General features: G+C 72.7%; 14 protein-coding genes. 8 read left to right on the forward strand and 6 right to left on the reverse strand.

The annotated features are described in order from the left end of the window. Position 1 precedes the first annotated feature (1 nt). Together ACIBK5_RS17905 and rsmH are read right to left on the reverse strand one after the other, a co-directional pair. Complete coding sequence (locus ACIBK5_RS17905; protein WP_399020675.1) at positions 2–451, reverse strand: septum formation initiator family protein; 450 nt, start codon at positions 449–451, stop codon at positions 2–4. 45 nt (positions 452–496) lie between these two features. Then, complete coding sequence (rsmH, locus tag ACIBK5_RS17910) at positions 497–1,453, reverse strand: 16S rRNA (cytosine(1402)-N(4))-methyltransferase RsmH (RefSeq protein ID WP_399020678.1); 957 nt, start codon at positions 1,451–1,453, stop codon at positions 497–499. 372 nt (positions 1,454–1,825) lie between these two features. On the opposite strand from rsmH, the gene ACIBK5_RS17915 reads away from it, so the two are divergent. The 4 genes from ACIBK5_RS17915 to ACIBK5_RS17930 all read left to right on the forward strand — a co-directional run bounded on the left by ACIBK5_RS17915 (position 1,826) and on the right by ACIBK5_RS17930 (position 7,474). Continuing rightward, positions 1,826–2,377, forward strand: a complete 552-nt coding sequence (locus ACIBK5_RS17915; RefSeq protein WP_399020680.1) for a beta-class carbonic anhydrase — start codon at positions 1,826–1,828, stop codon at positions 2,375–2,377. 290 nt (positions 2,378–2,667) lie between these two features. After that, positions 2,668–3,720 (forward strand): AAA family ATPase, encoded by a 1,053-nt coding sequence (locus ACIBK5_RS17920; protein ID WP_399020682.1) that lies wholly within the window; start codon positions 2,668–2,670, stop codon positions 3,718–3,720. Further along, positions 3,720–5,081, forward strand: coding sequence for a DUF58 domain-containing protein (locus ACIBK5_RS17925; RefSeq protein WP_399020684.1), 1,362 nt, complete (start codon positions 3,720–3,722; stop codon positions 5,079–5,081). Before ACIBK5_RS17920 ends, ACIBK5_RS17925 begins: the two co-directional genes overlap by 1 nt. Beyond that, entirely contained in the window at positions 5,081–7,474 is a 2,394-nt protein-coding gene (locus tag ACIBK5_RS17930; RefSeq protein WP_399020686.1) for a DUF3488 and DUF4129 domain-containing transglutaminase family protein, read from the forward strand. Before ACIBK5_RS17925 ends, ACIBK5_RS17930 begins: the two co-directional genes overlap by 1 nt. A gap of 108 nt (positions 7,475–7,582) precedes the next feature. On the opposite strand, the gene ACIBK5_RS17935 is transcribed toward ACIBK5_RS17930, so the two are convergent. From ACIBK5_RS17935 to ACIBK5_RS17945, 3 genes are all read right to left on the reverse strand, one after another. Further along, on the reverse strand, positions 7,583–7,984 hold the full coding sequence (locus ACIBK5_RS17935) for a DUF3040 domain-containing protein (protein ID WP_184596525.1): 402 nt from the start codon (positions 7,982–7,984) through the stop codon (positions 7,583–7,585). A 280-nt stretch (positions 7,985–8,264) separates the two neighbouring features. Then, positions 8,265–9,128: a methyltransferase gene (locus ACIBK5_RS17940; protein WP_399020688.1), complete on the reverse strand. Its 864-nt coding sequence runs from the start codon at positions 9,126–9,128 to the stop codon at positions 8,265–8,267. Between the two features lie 195 nt (positions 9,129–9,323). Further along, positions 9,324–9,905, reverse strand: coding sequence for an SAV_6107 family HEPN domain-containing protein (locus ACIBK5_RS17945; RefSeq protein WP_399020690.1), 582 nt, complete (start codon positions 9,903–9,905; stop codon positions 9,324–9,326). A 180-nt stretch (positions 9,906–10,085) separates the two neighbouring features. Here ACIBK5_RS17945 and ACIBK5_RS17950 point away from each other — a divergent pair, with 180 nt between their 5' ends. The 4 genes from ACIBK5_RS17950 (at position 10,086) to ACIBK5_RS17965 (ending at position 15,496) form a co-directional block, all read left to right on the forward strand. After that, entirely contained in the window at positions 10,086–10,868 is a 783-nt protein-coding gene (locus tag ACIBK5_RS17950; protein WP_399020692.1) for an ATP-binding cassette domain-containing protein, read from the forward strand. Continuing rightward, positions 10,840–12,924, forward strand: coding sequence for a YhgE/Pip family protein (locus tag ACIBK5_RS17955; protein WP_399020694.1), 2,085 nt, complete (start codon positions 10,840–10,842; stop codon positions 12,922–12,924). Before ACIBK5_RS17950 ends, ACIBK5_RS17955 begins: the two co-directional genes overlap by 29 nt. 47 nt (positions 12,925–12,971) lie before the next feature. Beyond that, positions 12,972–13,601, forward strand: a complete 630-nt coding sequence (locus ACIBK5_RS17960) for a TetR/AcrR family transcriptional regulator (RefSeq protein WP_399020696.1) — start codon at positions 12,972–12,974, stop codon at positions 13,599–13,601. 392 nt (positions 13,602–13,993) lie between these two features. Then, the gene (locus ACIBK5_RS17965; RefSeq protein WP_399020698.1) at positions 13,994–15,496 is read left to right on the forward strand and encodes a phytoene desaturase family protein; all 1,503 of its coding nucleotides are present in this window, start codon (positions 13,994–13,996) and stop codon (positions 15,494–15,496) included. Positions 15,497–15,524: 28 nt separating this feature from the next. Here the strand turns inward: ACIBK5_RS17965 and ACIBK5_RS17970 are convergent, their stop codons facing one another. Next, positions 15,525–16,460, reverse strand: a complete 936-nt coding sequence (locus tag ACIBK5_RS17970) for a hypothetical protein (protein WP_399020700.1) — start codon at positions 16,458–16,460, stop codon at positions 15,525–15,527. Positions 16,461–16,470 lie beyond the last annotated feature (10 nt).

Raw genomic sequence — 16,470 nt, forward strand, 5'->3', positions numbered from 1 at the left:
GTCACCTGCCGGGGGTCGGGGCGGGGCCGTTGGGCATGGCCTCGGGGGCGAGGACGAGGGGGATGTGCGCGGCGCTCTGCCAGGCGCCCGGGGCGGCGCTGGGGACGCCCTTGACGGTGCCGTCGCGCTCGAGGAAGGCGGGGTCGCCGCCGGGCACCATGCCGAGCTCGCGGGCACGGCGCTGGAGGGCCTCGGGGGCGGAGTAGGCGTCGATGTCCCGCTGGAGGGCCTGTTCCTCGTCGGTGAGGCTCTTGGTCTCGCGCTGGAGGTCGTCGAGTTGGAACGCGCCTTCGCTGAGGGCCGAGTTCAGCACCAGTAGGCCGATGAGACCGCCGCCGAGGAGGAGGACCACGAGGAGCACGAACGGCATGCGGGCCGCCCGCGCGGTGCCGGTCGGGAAGAGCCGCGCGAGACGGGCCGCCCTCCCCTTCAGTGCGGGTTTACTGCTCACTCACGCTCCCTCGGGTCCGGAACACCCGGCCGCCCTGCACGTGGCTCACTCGACGTCCTCTCTGATGCGCTGCGCCCCGCGCAACCGCGCCGGTGCCGCCCGCCGGTTCTCGGCGATCTCCTCTTCCGTGGGGAGTTCGGCACCGCGCGTGAGCAGCTTGAGCCGCGGCTGGTAACGCTCGGGCACGACGGGCAGTCCGGGCGGCGCGGTGGTGGCGGCTCCCGCCGCGAACACCTGCTTGACCAGCCGGTCCTCCAGCGAGTGGTACGACAGCACGGCGATCCGCCCGCCCACGTCGAGCGTCTTCACGGCGGCCGGGATCGCCCGCTCCAGGACGGAGAGCTCGCCGTTGACCTCGATACGCAGGGCCTGGAAGGTGCGCTTGGCCGGGTTGCCGCCGGTGCGCTTGGCGGCCTGCGGCAGGGCGTCCCGGATCAGCTCGACCAGCCGCGCGCTGTTGCTGAACGGCTCCTTCTCGCGCTCGCGCACGACCGCGGCGACGATCCGCTTGGCCTGCTTCTCCTCGCCGTACGCCCGCAGGATGCGGACGAGTTCGCCCGGCGGGTAGGTGTTGAGGACCTCGGCGGCACTGGCGCCGGTCGTCTGGTCCATCCGCATGTCGAGCGGAGCGTCCTGGGCGTAGGCGAAGCCGCGGTCGGCCTCGTCGAGCTGCATGGAGGAGACGCCGAGGTCGAAGAGAACGCCTTGCACGCGCGCGATGCCGAGCTTGTCCAGCACCTCGGGCAGTTCGTCGTAGACGGCGTGTACGAGGGTGGCGCGCTCCCCGTAGGACGCGAGGCGCTCGCCGGACAGGCGCAGGGCCTCCTTGTCGCGGTCCAGGGCGACGAGCCGGGCCTCGGGGAACCGCTCGAGCAGCGCCTCGCTGTGGCCGCCGAGGCCGAGGGTGCAGTCGACGACCACCGCGTCCGGGCCCTCCAGGGCGGGTGCCAGCAGGTCCAGGCACCGCTGGAGCATCACCGGGACGTGTCGCGTCTGGCTCAAGGGGGCCTCTCAGATCCGGCGCGGGCCCACGCACCGCCGGGTCCCCGCCCGCTGCCGAAGGGGAGGCCTGCCGGCGCCGGAAGCGTCAGCCGACCGGGAGCGGGAGGAGGCCGAGCCGTACGTACGCGCCGCGCACGTGGGGAGATCGCCGGGCGTCGCCGGGTCTCCGGGGAAATCAGTCCAGCGGGGAGAGCCTCGCCTCCCGCTTCGCGTCACTTTAGTCCACCGTGTCTCCCGGTCAATCAACCGGCCTGCGCGTCGCGACCGGCAGGCACACCACCCTTGTGGGTTACCTCACTACAAGGCCCGATGGCCTTCTTTGTCCTCTCTCACAGCGAGCTCGGAACAGTCGTGACCAGTACCGTCATGGATATGACGACTTCTGCATCAGTTCCCACGGGTTCGGAGAGCGCCACAGGCGGCAGCGGCACGGTCACCGACCGGATCGTCGACGCCAACACCCGGTACGCCGCCGGCTTCGGCCACGCCGGGATGGCCGCCGCGCCCGCCCTGCACGTGGCGGTCGTGGCCTGCATGGACGCCCGCCTCGACCCGCTCTCCACGCTCGGTCTCGAGCTCGGCGACTGCCACACCATCCGCAACGCCGGCGGCGTCGTCACCGACGACGTGATCCGCTCCCTCGCCATCAGCCAGCGCAAGCTGGGCACGCGCAGCGTCGTCCTCGTCCACCACACCGGCTGCGGCATGGAGACCCTCACTGAGGACTTCCGGGGCGAACTTGAGGCCGAGGTCGGCCAGCGCCCGGCCTGGGCGGTGGAGTCCTTCCAGGACGTCGACCAGGACGTACGGCAGTCGATGCGGCGCGTGCGCACCTCGCCGTTCCTGCCGCACACCGACGACGTCCGCGGATTCGTCTACGACGTCGGGACCGGACTGCTGCGGGAGATCGACCCCGCCTCCTGACCTGGTCACCCGCCCCGGTCCCACCCCGGAGCCGGCCCGCCGCAGCTGTCGAAATCCTGTCAGTCACACGTTCGAAAGCGTCGCAAGGCCGACATATCGCGGCCAGTTATCCACAGTCGAGTGACACGAAACGGTAACGGCAGCAAGAATGCGGGAGTGACGTCACGCTGAGCGTTTCACGCGTGGGGTCCGTGATTCGGGGTGGGCCGGCGCGCGTCATGCGGCGTCGGTCCGGGAAAATGGGGTATCCCGTGCTCCCTGGGAGCAAGGGAAAGGCCGAGGAGGGCCGGGTGACGACCTATGACGATCGAGCGAGCCTCACTGATCTGACCGCCGTGGTGGAGCGGGTGCGGGAGTCGGTGGAAGGCGTGATCGAGGGCAAGCCCGAGGTCGTACGGCTCTCGCTGACCGTACTGCTCGCCGAGGGACATCTGCTGATCGAGGACGTCCCGGGAGTCGGCAAGACAATGCTCGCCAAGGCACTGGCGCGGTCCATCGACTGCTCGGTGCGGCGCATCCAGTTCACGCCCGACCTGCTGCCGTCGGACATCACCGGTGTGTCCATCTGGGACCAGCAGCGCCGTGACTTCGAGTTCAAGCCGGGCGCGATCTTCGCGCAGGTCGTGATCGGCGACGAGATCAACCGCGCCTCGCCCAAGACGCAGTCCGCGCTCCTGGAGTCGATGGAGGAACGCCAGGTCACCATCGACGGCAGCAGCTACGAGCTGCCGAGCCCGTTCATGGTGGTGGCGACGCAGAACCCGGTCGAGATGGAGGGCACCTACCCCCTCCCGGAGGCCCAGCGCGACCGCTTCATGGCCCGGGTGTCGGTCGGATACCCCAGCGCCGAGGCCGAGTTGCAGATGCTGGACGTGCACGGCGGCGTCTCGCCGCTCGAGGACCTCCAGCCCGTGGCCCACGCGCACGAGATCCTCAAGCTGATCGAGGCGGTGCGCGGCGTGCACGTCGCCGAGCCGGTCCGGCGCTACGTGGTCGACCTGGTCGCCGCCACGCGCACGCACCCCGACCTCAGACTGGGCGCCTCGCCGCGCGCGACGCTGCACCTGCTGCGCGCGGCGAAGGCGTCCGCGGCCCTCAGCGGCCGGGAGTACGCGCTGCCGGACGACGTGCAGGCCCTGGCCGTCGCCGTCCTGGCCCACCGCCTGCTGCCCACGGCCCAGGCCCAGCTCAACCGCCGCACCTCCGAGCAGGTCGTCGAGGAGATCCTGCAGCGCACACCGGTGCCGGCGGCGCCGCAGCAGCAGCAGCAGCAGCAGAGCGGCTTCGGCGGCCTGGGCCGCGGTGCGCCGGCGTATCCCCAGCAGCCGCCGCGGAGGCTGTGATGACCACCGCGGGGGCGGGGCACGCGGAGGCCGGCCAGGACGAGAAGGGCGGCATCCGCACCGCCCTGGCCGGTCTGACCACCCGCGGACGCTCCTTCCTGGCCGCCGGAGTGGCGGCCGCCGTCTGCAGCTATGTGCTCGGCCAGAGCGACCTGCTGCGGGTGGGCCTGCTGCTGGCGGTGCTGCCGCTGGTGTGCGCGACGGTCCTGTACCGCACGCGCTACCGGGTCGCGGGCAGCCGCCGACTCTCCCCCGCGCGCGTGCCCGCCGGCAGCGAGGCCCGGGTCCACCTGCGGATGGACAACGTCTCGCGGCTGCCCACGGGCCTGCTGATGCTCCAGGACCGGGTGCCGTACGTGCTCGGCCCGCGGCCGCGCTTCGTGCTGGACCGGGTGGAGGCGGGCGGCCGCCGTGAGGTGTCCTACCGGGTGCGCTCCGACCTGCGCGGCCGCTACCCGCTGGGCCCGCTCCAGCTGCGCCTGACCGACCCGTTCGGCATGTGCGAACTGACCCGGTCCTTCTCGACGTACGACAACCTGACGGTGATCCCGCGCGTGGAGCCGCTGGCGCCGGTGCGCCTCAGCGGTGAGGCGAAGGGGTACGGCGACGGACGGCAGCGTTCGCTCGCCCTGGCCGGCGAGGACGACGTGATCCCGCGCGGGTACCGCTACGGCGACGATCTGCGCCGGGTGCACTGGCGCTCCACGGCCCGCTACGGCGAGTTGATGGTGCGCCGCGAGGAGCAGCCGCAGCGCGCCCGCTGCACGGTGCTGCTCGACACCCGGGGCATCGCCTTCCAGGGCGCGGGACCGGACGCGGCCTTCGAGTGGGCCGTGGCGGGCGCCGCGTCCGTGCTGGTGCACATGCTCGAACGAGGCTTCTCCGTACGGCTGTTGACCGACACCGGCAACGCGGTGCCCGGCGGGGGAGGGGACGGCTTCGCGGGCGCGAGCCAGGGGTCGGCGGACGCGGCCGGGCTGATGATGGACACCCTCGCGGTGATCGACCACTCCGACGGCGCGGGCCTGTCCGGGGCCTACGACGTGCTGCGCGGCGGGAACGAGGGGCTGCTGGTGGCCTTCCTCGGCGACCTGGACGAGGAGCAGGCGGCCGTGGTGGCCAGGATGCGGCAGCGCAGTGGCGGCGCGGTCGCCTTCGTGCTGGACAGCGAGACCTGGATGCGGGAACCGAGTGACGTGCGCGGTCCGTTGGACGGGAGCGGGGAGCGGCTGCGCATGCTGCGCGAGGCGGGCTGGACGACTCTGGGCGTCCCGCGGGGGGCGTCCCTGGACGACCTGTGGCGACAGGCGGACCGGGAGCGCAGGGGCGTGGCCGCGGCCGGCGGCGGGGAGGGACCGTGATGAGCGGGCGGATACGACTGACGCTCGGCGCGTGGGCGGCCACGCTGATGGCCGCGTGCGCCCTGCTGCCCCTGGTCAAGCCGGCCACGTGGATCGTGCAGGCGGCCTTCCTGCTGGGCGTGCAGGCGGGCGTGGGTGCCGCGGCCCGCAGGGTGCCGCTGGCCCGGCCGCTGACGGTCGCGGCGCAGGCCGTGGTCACGGTGTTCCTGCTGACGTTCGTGTTCGTCCGTGAACAGGCCCTCGCCGGTCTGGTCCCGGGCCCTGAAGCCCTCGACCGCTTCGCGATCCTGCTCCGGCAGGGCGGGGACGACATCGCGCGGTACGCGATCCCGGCCCCCCTGGAGTCCGACGGCATACGGCTGATGCTCATCGGCGGGGTCCTGATCATCGGGCTGCTGGTGGACACCCTCGCGGTGACCTTCCGCAGCGCCGCCCCGGCCGGGCTGCCGCTGCTCGCGCTGTACTCCGTGGCGGCGGGGCTGTCCGACGGGGGCATGGACTGGCTGTGGTTCCTGGTCGCGGCGGCCGGCTATCTGATGCTGCTCCTGGCCGAGGGGCGGGACCGCCTCTCCCAGTGGGGCCGGGTCTTCGGCGGGGCCTCGCGCACGGCCGGAGGGGAGCAGAGCGGCGCCCTCGCCCCGGTCCGCACCGGCCGGCGCATCGGCGTGGTCGCGCTGGGCATCGCCCTGGTGGTGCCGCTCGGCCTGCCCGCGATGAACGGCGGTCTGCTGGACTCGGTGGGTGCCGGCACCGGCTCCGGCACGGGCGGCGGCGGCACGATCTCCGCGGTGAACCCGCTGGTGTCGCTGCGGGACAGCCTGAACGCGGACGAGGACCAGCAGGTCCTGTCCGTGAAGACCAAGATGCCGGACGTCTCGGACCTGTATCTGCGGATCGTGTCCCTGGACGACTTCGACGGCACCACCTGGAAGCCGTCCCGGCGGTCCATCACCGCACTGCCCGACGGCACGTTCCCGACCCCGGTCGGACTCGGTCCGGACGTGAAGCGCACGGAGGTCGACACCACGATCTCCGCGGCCGACTGGTACGCCCAGGACTGGCTGCCGATGCCGTATCCGCCGAGCGGGGTGAACATCCGGGGCAACTGGCGCTACGAGCCCCTGGGCATGACGCTGGTCGGCGACCACGGCCAGAACACCCGAGGCCTGACGTACCAGGTCAAGAGCCTGGACGTGCAGCCGACGGCGGAGCAGCTGGCCTCGGCGCCGCGGCCTCCGGCGTCCATCGACCGCGATTTCACCAAGCTGCCCGACTCGCTGCCGTCGGTGGTGGCGAGCACGGCCCGCAAGGTCACCGAGGGCGCGGCCAACCCGTACGACCAGGCGGTCAAGCTGCAGGACTGGTTCGCCGTGACCGGCGGCTTCGAGTACGACACCCAGGTGCAGGTCGGCAGCGGCTCGCAGGCGATCGCCCGCTTCCTGAAGGACAAGCAGGGCTTCTGCGTGCACTTCTCCTTCGCGATGGCGGCGATGGCCCGCTCCCTGGACATACCGGCCCGGGTCGCGGTGGGCTTCGCGCCCGGTTCCCCGCAGGCGGACGGTTCGGTGTCGGTGGGGCTGCGGGACGCGCACGCCTGGCCCGAGCTGTACTTCGAGGGCGTGGGCTGGACCCGCTTCGAGCCGACTCCCAACCGCGGCTCGATGCCGTCGTACACGCTGCCGGACGACCCGGGCAGCTCGGTGCCGGACGCCGCGCGCCCGACCGAGACGTCGTCCGCCGCGCCCTCCCCGACGCCCTCGACGCGCGAGAGCTGCACTCCGGAGCAGAAGAAGCTGGACGGCGGGTGTGCGAGCGAGTCTCCGCAGGCGGCGCTGCCCACGGACGACGACGGCCCGAAGTGGTACGCGCTCCTGGCCTGGGCCCTGGCCGGCCTCGCCGTCCTGGCGCTCCCGCTGGCCCCGATGCTGTGGCGCCTGCGGACGCGCACGGTCCGGCTGGGGGCACACGGCCGGGGCGAGGCGGACGCGACACCGCATACGCTCGCCGTCTGGCAGGAGCTGACCGACACCGCGTGGGACTTCGGCATCACGCCGGACGAGTCACAGACCCCGCGCAGGGCGGCCGCCCGCATCGTCGAGCTGGGCGGGCTCGATGCGACGGCCGCGGCTTCGGTGCACCGGGTGGCGAACGCGGTGGAACAGGTCCTGTACGCGCCCCGGCCCCGCCCGACGGCGGGCATCGCGGACGACGTCCGCCGTGCGACAGCGGGGCTGAGCGCCGTGGTCGGCAGGGGCGCCCGGCTCCGCGCGGTCCTCGCCCCACGTTCCACCGCGCGCGTGCTGTGGACGGCGTCGGCCTGGTGGTCGGGGGTGCGGGAACGCGTCCTGGCGATGCGGCCGACCTGGCGGAAGGCATCCGGGCAGCAGGGCTGAACCCGCTGGTCCCGTGGCATTACGGCATACGTCAGGGGGTGACCACCAAGTCGGTGGTCACCCCCTGACTCATGTCTTCGCGTGGTCCCGGAGAGCTGTGCTCCGGGACTAGTGGCCGCCCTGTTCGTCGCGGCGCTTCTGCCAGCGCTGCTCGATGCGGTCCATCATGGAGCGCTTCTGCCGGCCGCCCTGACGGCGGGCTTGCGGTCCGGCGGCGCCTGCCGCCTGTTCGCCCGGCTTGGGGGCCTTGCGCCAGCCGGTCACGGCGAGCACCGCACAGCCCAGCATGACGAGGAAGCCCACGACGCTGAGCCAGACCTGCTTGGCGACCATACCGGCCATGAGGAGCGCAATACCTACGAGGAAGCCCGCGACCGCCTGGTAGACCCGTCGCCGGGTGTACGTACGCAGCCCGCTTCCCTCGAGCGCCGTCGCGAACTTGGGATCTTCGGCGTACAGCGCTCGCTCCATCTGCTCGAGCATGCGCTGCTCGTGCTCCGAGAGCGGCACGGAGTCCTCCTCATCGTGCAGTCGCCGGGGGCGACCCGGGGGGTCTCTTCAGGATAGGCAGGGAATCGCCCCCGTGAAACCCGCCCCTCTGCGCCAACTGACCAACCGGAACCCGCCATGGACGTCCCGGCTCGCTGAGGCTTCCATTCCCCGGCGGCCGACCCGTCATGCCGGAACGGTCTCCCTCGATCATACGGCGCCTAGCCCCCATTCGGGGGGCCTGTGGCGTACTCCATGCACAGTCAAGGCGCTGATCAGGGGTGGTACCTCACGAAGCGGCTCAGGCCTCGACTGCCCCACCGGTCTCGTCGGCCCCGCCGGCCTCGGCGGCCCCACCGGTCTCACCCAGCACATGCAGTTGCGTGGCCACCGAGTGGAAGGCCGACAGCTCGGCCGCGGCCTCCTCCAGCTTCAGCAGCGCTTCCAGGGCTCCGGGCTCGGTGTCCACGAGGACGCCGGGCACGAGGTCGGCGAAGACCCGCACACCGTGCACGGCGCCGACGCGCATGCCCGCGCCCTCGACGAGCCCCGTGAGCTGCTCGGCGGTGAAACGGCGCGGCACCGGGTCACCCGTGCCCCATCGGCCGTTCGGGTCGTCGAGCGCCTGCTTGGCCTCCTTGAAGTGCCCGGCGAGGGCGCGGGCGAGCACGGCACCCCCGAGACCGGCGGCGAGCAGGCTCAGGACGCCCTCCGGGCGCAGGGCGGCCACCGCGTTGCGGACGCCCTCGGCCGGGTCGTCCACGTACTCCAGGACGCCGTGACACAGCACCACGTCGTAGCCGCCGCGCTCGGCCACGTCGAAGAGGCCGTGGGCGTCGCCCTGGACGCCCTTCACCCGGTCGGCGACTCCGGCCTCGGCGGCGCGGCGCTCCAGGGCGAACAGCGCGTTGGGGCTGGGGTCGACGACGGTGACCCGGTGGCCGAGACGGGCGGCGGGCACCGCGAAGTTGCCGCTGCCGCCTCCGGTGTCGAGGACGTCCAGCGACTCCCTGCCCGTGGCCTTGACCCGGCGTTCCAGGGCTTCCTGGAGGACCTCCCAGACCACGGCCGTACGGAGTGAGGCGCGAGACCGGGAAGAGCCGGAACGCAGCGACGCCGGTTGAGCGTGGTGGTGGGAGGCGGGTGGGCGCATCGGGTCCGACACGGCAGTTGACTCCTCGGCGCGGCACCGCCTCTTGCGCGGCGGAGCGAACGGGGCGCCTCCCCCGGCCCCGGCTACGGGGAGGGAAGACTTCAGGCGTCTCCCACCCTATTGCCTCGGACACGGCGGGCCGCATGAGCGGTCCCGCCATGGCTCGAGCCGGTGCCGGCCGGGCGGATCCGGAGCGCCGGCACCCGGTCAGCCCGCGTCAGGCATGTCCCTCCCCATGTCCCTGCCCCTTCCCACGCCGGGGTCCTCCGGCCGGTCCTGGTCCGGGCGCGGCTGCGGAAGGACCGGCTGGAGGACGAGCATGCGCTCGACGAGGCGGAGGAACATCGCCACGTCCCGTATCAGGTCGTCGGCGTCCCGGACGCTCGCCGCGCCCTGGATGCCCGCCTCGGCGCGGGCCCGGCGCCGGGCTCCGGCGGCGAACAGCGCGCTCCACTCGGTCAGTTCGGGTGCGATCTCGGGGAGGACTTCCCAGGCGCTCCGGATCTTGGTCCGGGCCCGGGTCGAGGTCTCCGGCCTCCCCCGGGCGGCGAGTACGGCGGCGGCGGTGCGGAGGGCGGCGAGATGGGCCGTCGCGTAGCGCTCGTTCGGTGTGTCCAGGCCGGTGGCCTCGTCGAGACCGGAGCGGGCCTGGGCGAGCAGGTCGAGGGCGGCGGGCGGGGCCGTGGCCCGGCGCAGCACGGGATGTACGTCGCTCGCCGGGCCGGTCAGTGAGGGGGCAGGGCCGGTGGCGCGGCGCCGGCGGGCGGCTGCTGCGTGGTAGCTGGCCATGACGAACCTCCTGTCGTCGTGTGACGGCGGCTCCTCCCACGGAGTGCCGTATGTGACCCATCGTGAGGTATGGCACTGACAATCCGTTCTGACCTGCGGTTTTGCTTCGATCGTAGGTTCGGAGTAGTTTTTGCACTGACCAGTCAGTTCAAATTCAACGCTCACATTCAGGGGAGCTCCGTGGGGGAACAACCGGGAGGGGTGCGGGTCGCCGCCGAGGGCCTTGGGATCAAGGGGCCGCGCGGGTGGGCGTTCCGCGGGATGTCCGTCGACGCCGAGCCGGGTTCACTCATCGCGGTGGAGGGCCCGTCCGGGTCCGGCCGCACGTGCCTGCTGCTCGCGCTGACGGGCCGGATGAAGATCACGGAGGGCACCGCGACCGTCGGCGACGCCGGCCTCCCCAAGCAGCTGTCGGCGGTGCGCCGCGTCAGCGCCCTGGCCCATGTGCCCGGGGTCACCGATCTCGACCCGGCCCTGACCGTCGGCGAGCACGTGCGTGAACGCGCCCTGCTCCAGCGGCGGTTCGGCGACTCGCTGCGAGGTCTGCTGCGGCCCCGCGGCGAGCGCGCGGCCGAGGCGAGGCTGCGTGTCGACGCCGCGCTGACCGCGGCCGGACTCGACCTGGAGGCACTGCCCAAGGGTCCCCGTACCGCCGTACGCGATCTGGAGCGCCTGGAGGCGCTGCGCCTGTCGGTCGCCCTCGCCCTCGTGGCCCGGCCTCGGCTGCTCGGGGTCGACGACACCGACCTCAAGCTCTCGGACGGCGAGCGGGACGAGGTCTGGGCCCTGCTCAGGTCTCTCGCCGACGCCGGGACGACGGTCCTGGCGGTGTGCAGCGAGGCCCCCGAGGGCGCCGTCAAGGTGTCCACCCGGCAGAGCCCCCGTCAGGAAACCCCGCAGGGCACCCATCAGAGCGAGGACAAGGAGAAGGCCGATGCGCTCGCCGAGACTGGCCGCGCTTGAGCTCCGCCGCTTCGGCCGGGGGAAGCTGCCGCGCGCCGCACTGGTCGCGCTGCTGGTGCTGCCGTTGCTGTACGGCGCGCTGTACCTGTGGTCGTTCTGGGACCCGTACGGCCGCCTGGACCGTATCCCCGTGGCGCTCGTGAACGACGACAAGGGGGCGACCGCCGACGGGAAGAAGGTCACGGCGGGCGACGACATCACAAAGAAGCTGCGCGACAGCAAGACCTTCGACTGGCGCGAGGTGAGCGCCGCCGAGGCCCGCAGCGGCGTCGAGGACGGCACCTACTACCTGTCGCTCACCATGCCCGGCGACTTCAGCGAGCGGGTCGCCTCCAGCTCCGGCAAGTCCCCGGAGACCGGCGCCCTCCAGGTCCGCACCAACGACGCGAACAACTACATCGTCGGACAGATCTCCCGGTCGGTGTTCAGCGAGGTGCGCCAGGCCGCGTCCACGAAGACGTCGCGGTCCTTCCTGGACAAGATCTTCGTCTCGTTCTCCGACATCCACGGCGAGACCGTGAAGGCCGCCAAGGGCGCCGACAAGCTCAAGGGCGGCATCGGCAAGGCCGAGAAGGGCTCCAAGGACCTCGCCGACGGCCTGAAGGACGCCAAGGACGGCAGCGGGAAGCTGTCCACCGGCCTGAAGAAGCTCGACAAGGGCGCGGGCGACCTGGCGGACGGCTCGAAGCGGGTCGCGGAAGGCACGCGGAAGCTCGCCGACAGGGTCAACAGGACCGCCGGCAAGGTGGGCCCCTTCCTGAAGGGCAACGAGAAGACCATCGGGGACACGGCCCAGCTCGTCGCCGACTCCTCCGGCGCGATCCGCAAGCACCTGGACACCCTGGCGGAACGGGCCCCGGCCGCCGCCAGGGGCGCCCGTACGGCGTCGGACACGCTGAACGGCGTCTACGCCAGGCGCTGCGACGACCCCGTGCTGCCCGACGCCGCCTGCGCGGACCTGAAGAAGGCCAAGGACGCGGCCGCCGACGTGGCCACCGTCGCCGACGACCTCGACACACTGATCGCGGACCAGAACGGCGACCTGACCGAGCTCGACAAGAACCTCGCCACCCTCCAGAAGCAGTCCCAGGCCCTCGCCGACCGCGCGCCGCACCTCTCCGAGGACCTCGACGACGCCGTCAAGAAGATCAACAAGCTCAACGACGGGGCGGCCGAGGTCGCCGCTGGGGCGAAGAAGCTGCACAAGGGGATCGGCACGGCCAGGACCGGTGCCACCGACCTCGACAAGGGCGTCGGCGATCTGAAGACAGGCGCGGACGACCTCAACGGCGGCATCTACAAGCTCGTCGGCGGCTCCGGGAAGCTCGCCGGCGGACTGCACGACGGGGCCGAGCAGATCCCCGACTACGACAAGCCGGACCGCGACCGGCGCACCGAGGTCATGGCCGACCCCGTGCGGCTCGCCTCCCAGGACCTGCACAAGGCGCCCAACTACGGCACGGGCTTCGCCCCGTACTTCATCCCGCTGTCGCTGTGGGTGGGCGCGATGGTGGCGTACATGCTGATCGCGCCGATGAACCGGCGCGCGCTCGCCGCGGGCGCCTCGGCGTGGCGGATCGCGCTGTCCGGCTGGCTGCCGGTGGCGGCGATCGGAGTGCTCCAGACGGTGGCCCTGATGTCGGTGCTGCACTGGGCGGTCGGCCTGGAGCCGGCGCGGGCGGCCGGGACGGTGGGCTTCCTGTTCCTGGTGACGGCGTGCTTCGCGGCGATCGTGCAGTGGCTGAACGCGCGCTTCGGGGCGGCGGGCCGGATCCTCGTCCTGGCCCTGCTGATGCTCCAGCTGACGTCGGCGGGCGGCACATACCCCGTGCAGACCAGCCCCGGCTTCTTCAACGCGCTCCACCCCTTCCTGCCGATGAGCTACGTCGTGGAGGCTCTCAGGAGGCTCATCACGGGCGGCGGTCTGGAACCGGTGTGGCACGCGTGCGTGGTGCTGACGGCGTTCACCGCGGGTGCCCTCGCGCTGACCGCCGTGGCGGCCCGGCGCCGCCAGGTGTGGACGCTGGACCGGCTGCACCCGGAGCTGAGCCTGTGAGCCCTTCCGTCACGTCTCCCGGAGAGGTTCCTGTGACAATCAGGGCCATGGAAAGCAGCAGTGCAACGTCGGGCGGCAGCACGCGCCGCGAGGCCACCCGGCAGAAGCTCTACGAGGCGGCCGTCACGCTCATCGCCGAGCAGGGCTTCTCCGCCACGACCGTGGACGAGATCGCCGAGCGTGCCGGTGTCGCGAAGGGCACGGTCTACTACAACTTCGCGAGCAAGTCCGTCCTCTTCGAGGAACTGCTGCGGCACGGAGTGGGCCTCCTCACCGCCTCCCTCCGGGACGCGGCCGAGCGGACCGCCCGGGAGGGCGGCACCAAGGTCGACGCGCTTGACGCGATGATCCGCGCGGGCCTGGTCTTCATCGACCGCTATCCGGCCTTCACCCAGCTCTACGTGGCCGAGCTGTGGCGCACCAACCGGACCTGGCAGTCCACGCTGATGGTGGTCAGGCAGCAGGCCGTCGCGGTCGTGGAGGACGTACTGCGCGGCGGCGTCGCGGGCGGGGAGTTCAGCGAGGAGATCGACGTCCCGCTGACCGCGTCCGCACTGGTCGGCATGGTCCTGGTCGCCGCGCTCGACTGGAAGTCCTTCCAGCCGGAGCGCTCCCTGGACGACGTCCACGCGGCACTGTCCCGGCTGCTCCAGGGGAGGGTGAGCGGCTGCCGCTGAGGACGCGTCCGGCGCGTACGTGAAAGCGCCGGTCCGCTGTGGCCGCGTCCCCCGCGGGCCACCTCGAACCGGCGCCTTCCCTGCTCCCCCGTTTTCCTGCTCCCCCGTGCGTTCCCCCGCAGGACCCCCCGTTCGGTCGTCCCCCGGTTCTCCCCCGTGTCTCGCTCCCGCCGACATGGCCGGCGGAAGGAGCGGATCGCGGGCCGGCCCCGTTCCGGCGCCCCGTGTCGCCGGTGCCGGAGCCGTGCCCCTTTCCGTGTCTCCACTCTCTCGTTCCCGTCTGCCGTCCCCCATCCGCCCGCGTACTCAACTCCCCGGCTAGGTACTGGTACTCAGCCCTGCGCACGCGGCACCAGAACGCTCTGTCAGTGGGGGCCTATAGAGTCCTTCGCATGGCACGGATTGCGGTGATCGGCGCCGGGATGGGCGCGCTGACGGCTGCCGCCCGGCTGGCCGTCGCGGGCCACCGGGTGGTGGTGTACGAGCGGACGGACACGTACGGCGGAGCGCTGCGCCGCTTCGAGCGTGACGGGTTCTCCTTCGACACGGGCCCCGGCCTGCTCCCGCTGCCGGCCGTCTATCGCGATCTGTTCGTCAAGACCGGCAAGGAGCCGCTGGAGGCGTGTGTCGAGCTGGTCCAGGTCGACCCCTCGTCCCGGCATGTGTTCGCGGACGGCACCGTGGTGTCGCTGCCGAACGCCTCGCGCGCGGGCGTCGTCACCGCCCTGGACGAGGGACTCGGCCCGGGCACCGGGACCCGGTGGGGCGACTTCCTGGTCCGGGCCCGCGAGGCCTGGGACCGGACCCGCCGCCCGCTCCTCGAGGAGCCGCTGTGGCCGAACTGGCAGGTGCTGGCCGAGCGCGAGCCCTACCCTGCGGTGCCCCACAAGCGGCTGCTCCGCACCCGCCGGGCCGGCACGCTCGCCGAGATCGGCGCCTGGGAACTGCGCGACCCCCGGCTCGCCGCCCTCCTGGAGAGCCACGCCCTCACCCAGGGCCTGGACCCGCGGGTCACCCCGGCGAGCGCGGCCGTACTGCCGTACATGGAGCACGCCTTCGGCGTCTGGTACGTGCGCGGGGGCCTGCGCGAGCTGGCGCGGGCGGTGTACGAGCGGTGTGTGGCCAGAAGGGTCGAGTTCCGTTTCGGCGCCGACGTGACCGGGGTCCTGGAGAAGAACGGGCAGGTATCGGGGGTGGAACTCGCCGACGGGACGGTCGCGGAGGCGGACTTCGTGGTCGCCGGTGTCGCGCCCGGCACGCTGGACCGGCTGACGACGGGCACGGTGGTGCGCGGTGCCGGCGAGGTGGCGCCGCAGCCCGCGTCGGCCAGCCGGCTCACGGTGCTGCTGGGCCTGCGCGGCGCCCGCCCCGTGGGCACGGCACATCGCACGGTGGTGCACGCGGCGGACCGGGAGGCCGAGCTGGACGCCCTGTTCGGCACGGCGGGGGCGGAGGCGCAGCCCACGGTCACGGTCCTGCGGCCCGACGATCCGGCACTCGTCCCGGACCGGGATCACGAGGCGGTCACCCTCACGACGGTGCTGCCCGCCCGGCCCGACGGGCACCGCGCGTCCTACGACGGCCTCGCCGACACCATGATCAGCGTCGCTGAACGCGCCGTACCCGACCTGCGCGAGCGGCTCCTCTGGCACGAGGTGCGCACCCCTGCTGACATCGCCCAGGCGACCGGCGCGGAGGGCGGGGCCGTGCCGGTGCAGGCGCTGGCGGCGGCCGACGGGCGACTGCTGCATCCGTCCAACGGCACGCGCGTGCCCGGCCTGTTCACCGTCGGCGGCTGGGCGCACCCCGGCGGCGGACTGCCGCATGCGGGCATGTCGGGCGCGCTGGTCGCGGGACTGATCGTGGAGGGGCCGGGGTTCCGGGGCTCCCAGTGAGCCCACGGCCCCCGGCGGGGTTCAGGCTTCAGAAACGGTACTGCTCGTCGAAACCGTTGCCCTGCGGCTGCTGCCCGTTGCCCTGGTAGGGGTACGGCTGCTCCGGCGGCAGCTCCTGCCCGTACTCGTCGGTGCGCTGCTGCGGGACCCACACACCGCCGGGCGGGGACTCGCCGCCGTAGGTGCCGGCGTACTGGTCCTGGCCGTAGCCCTGCTGCTGGCCGTAGTACTGCTGGTCGCCGTAGCCGGTGTCGTACGAGGTCCCGCCGTAGGTCCCATTGCCGATGTACGGGTCGGAGTAGGCCGAGTACTGCTGCTGGCCCGTGGCGTCGTAGCCCTGCTGCTGGCCGTAGCCCGAGTAGTCGTAGGCGTAGGACTGGTCGGTGCCCTGGGCCGTGGCGGCGTACTGGTCGTGGGGCGGGCCCTGCTGGTAGCCGGGGTCGCCGTAGACGCCGTAGGAACCGGTGTCGTCCGGGATGGGCTGCGGCTCGTACACGGCGGTGGTCTCGGCGGCCGTCGGCTGGACCGGGCGCGCGGGGGTGAAGACGTCGTCGCGGTCGTAGTCGTCGCCCTGGCCGTAGGAGGCGGCGTCGTGGCGGTGGTCGCCGCCCTCGTCGCCGTAGCCGCCCGGCGCCTCCAGGCCGGAGACCTCGAGGGTCGGCTCCTGGCGGCCCCGCTCACCCCGGCCGCGCTTGCTGCCGCCCAGCATCGGGGCGTTCATCGCCCAGCCGGCCGCGAAGCCGCTGCGGAACGACAGGGTGACGTAGGTCTGCCCGACCGCGAAGGCGGCCGCACCCAGTCCGATCACGACGACCGACGGGATCAGGACACCGACGACGACGCCGAGGAAGCCGGCGAAGGCCAGCAGTCGCCAGCGCAGCCGCGCCTTGTACTGCAACAGCACCTCGCCCAGCAGCCACAGCGCGACGATGCCGAACGCGATGTAGAGGACCGCCCAGCCCATGTACGCCCCT

Origin of the sequence: Streptomyces sp. NPDC050546 (genome assembly GCF_044457425.1) — a bacterium.
In the GTDB taxonomy this organism is placed as follows: Bacteria; Actinomycetota; Actinomycetes; order Streptomycetales; family Streptomycetaceae; genus Streptomyces.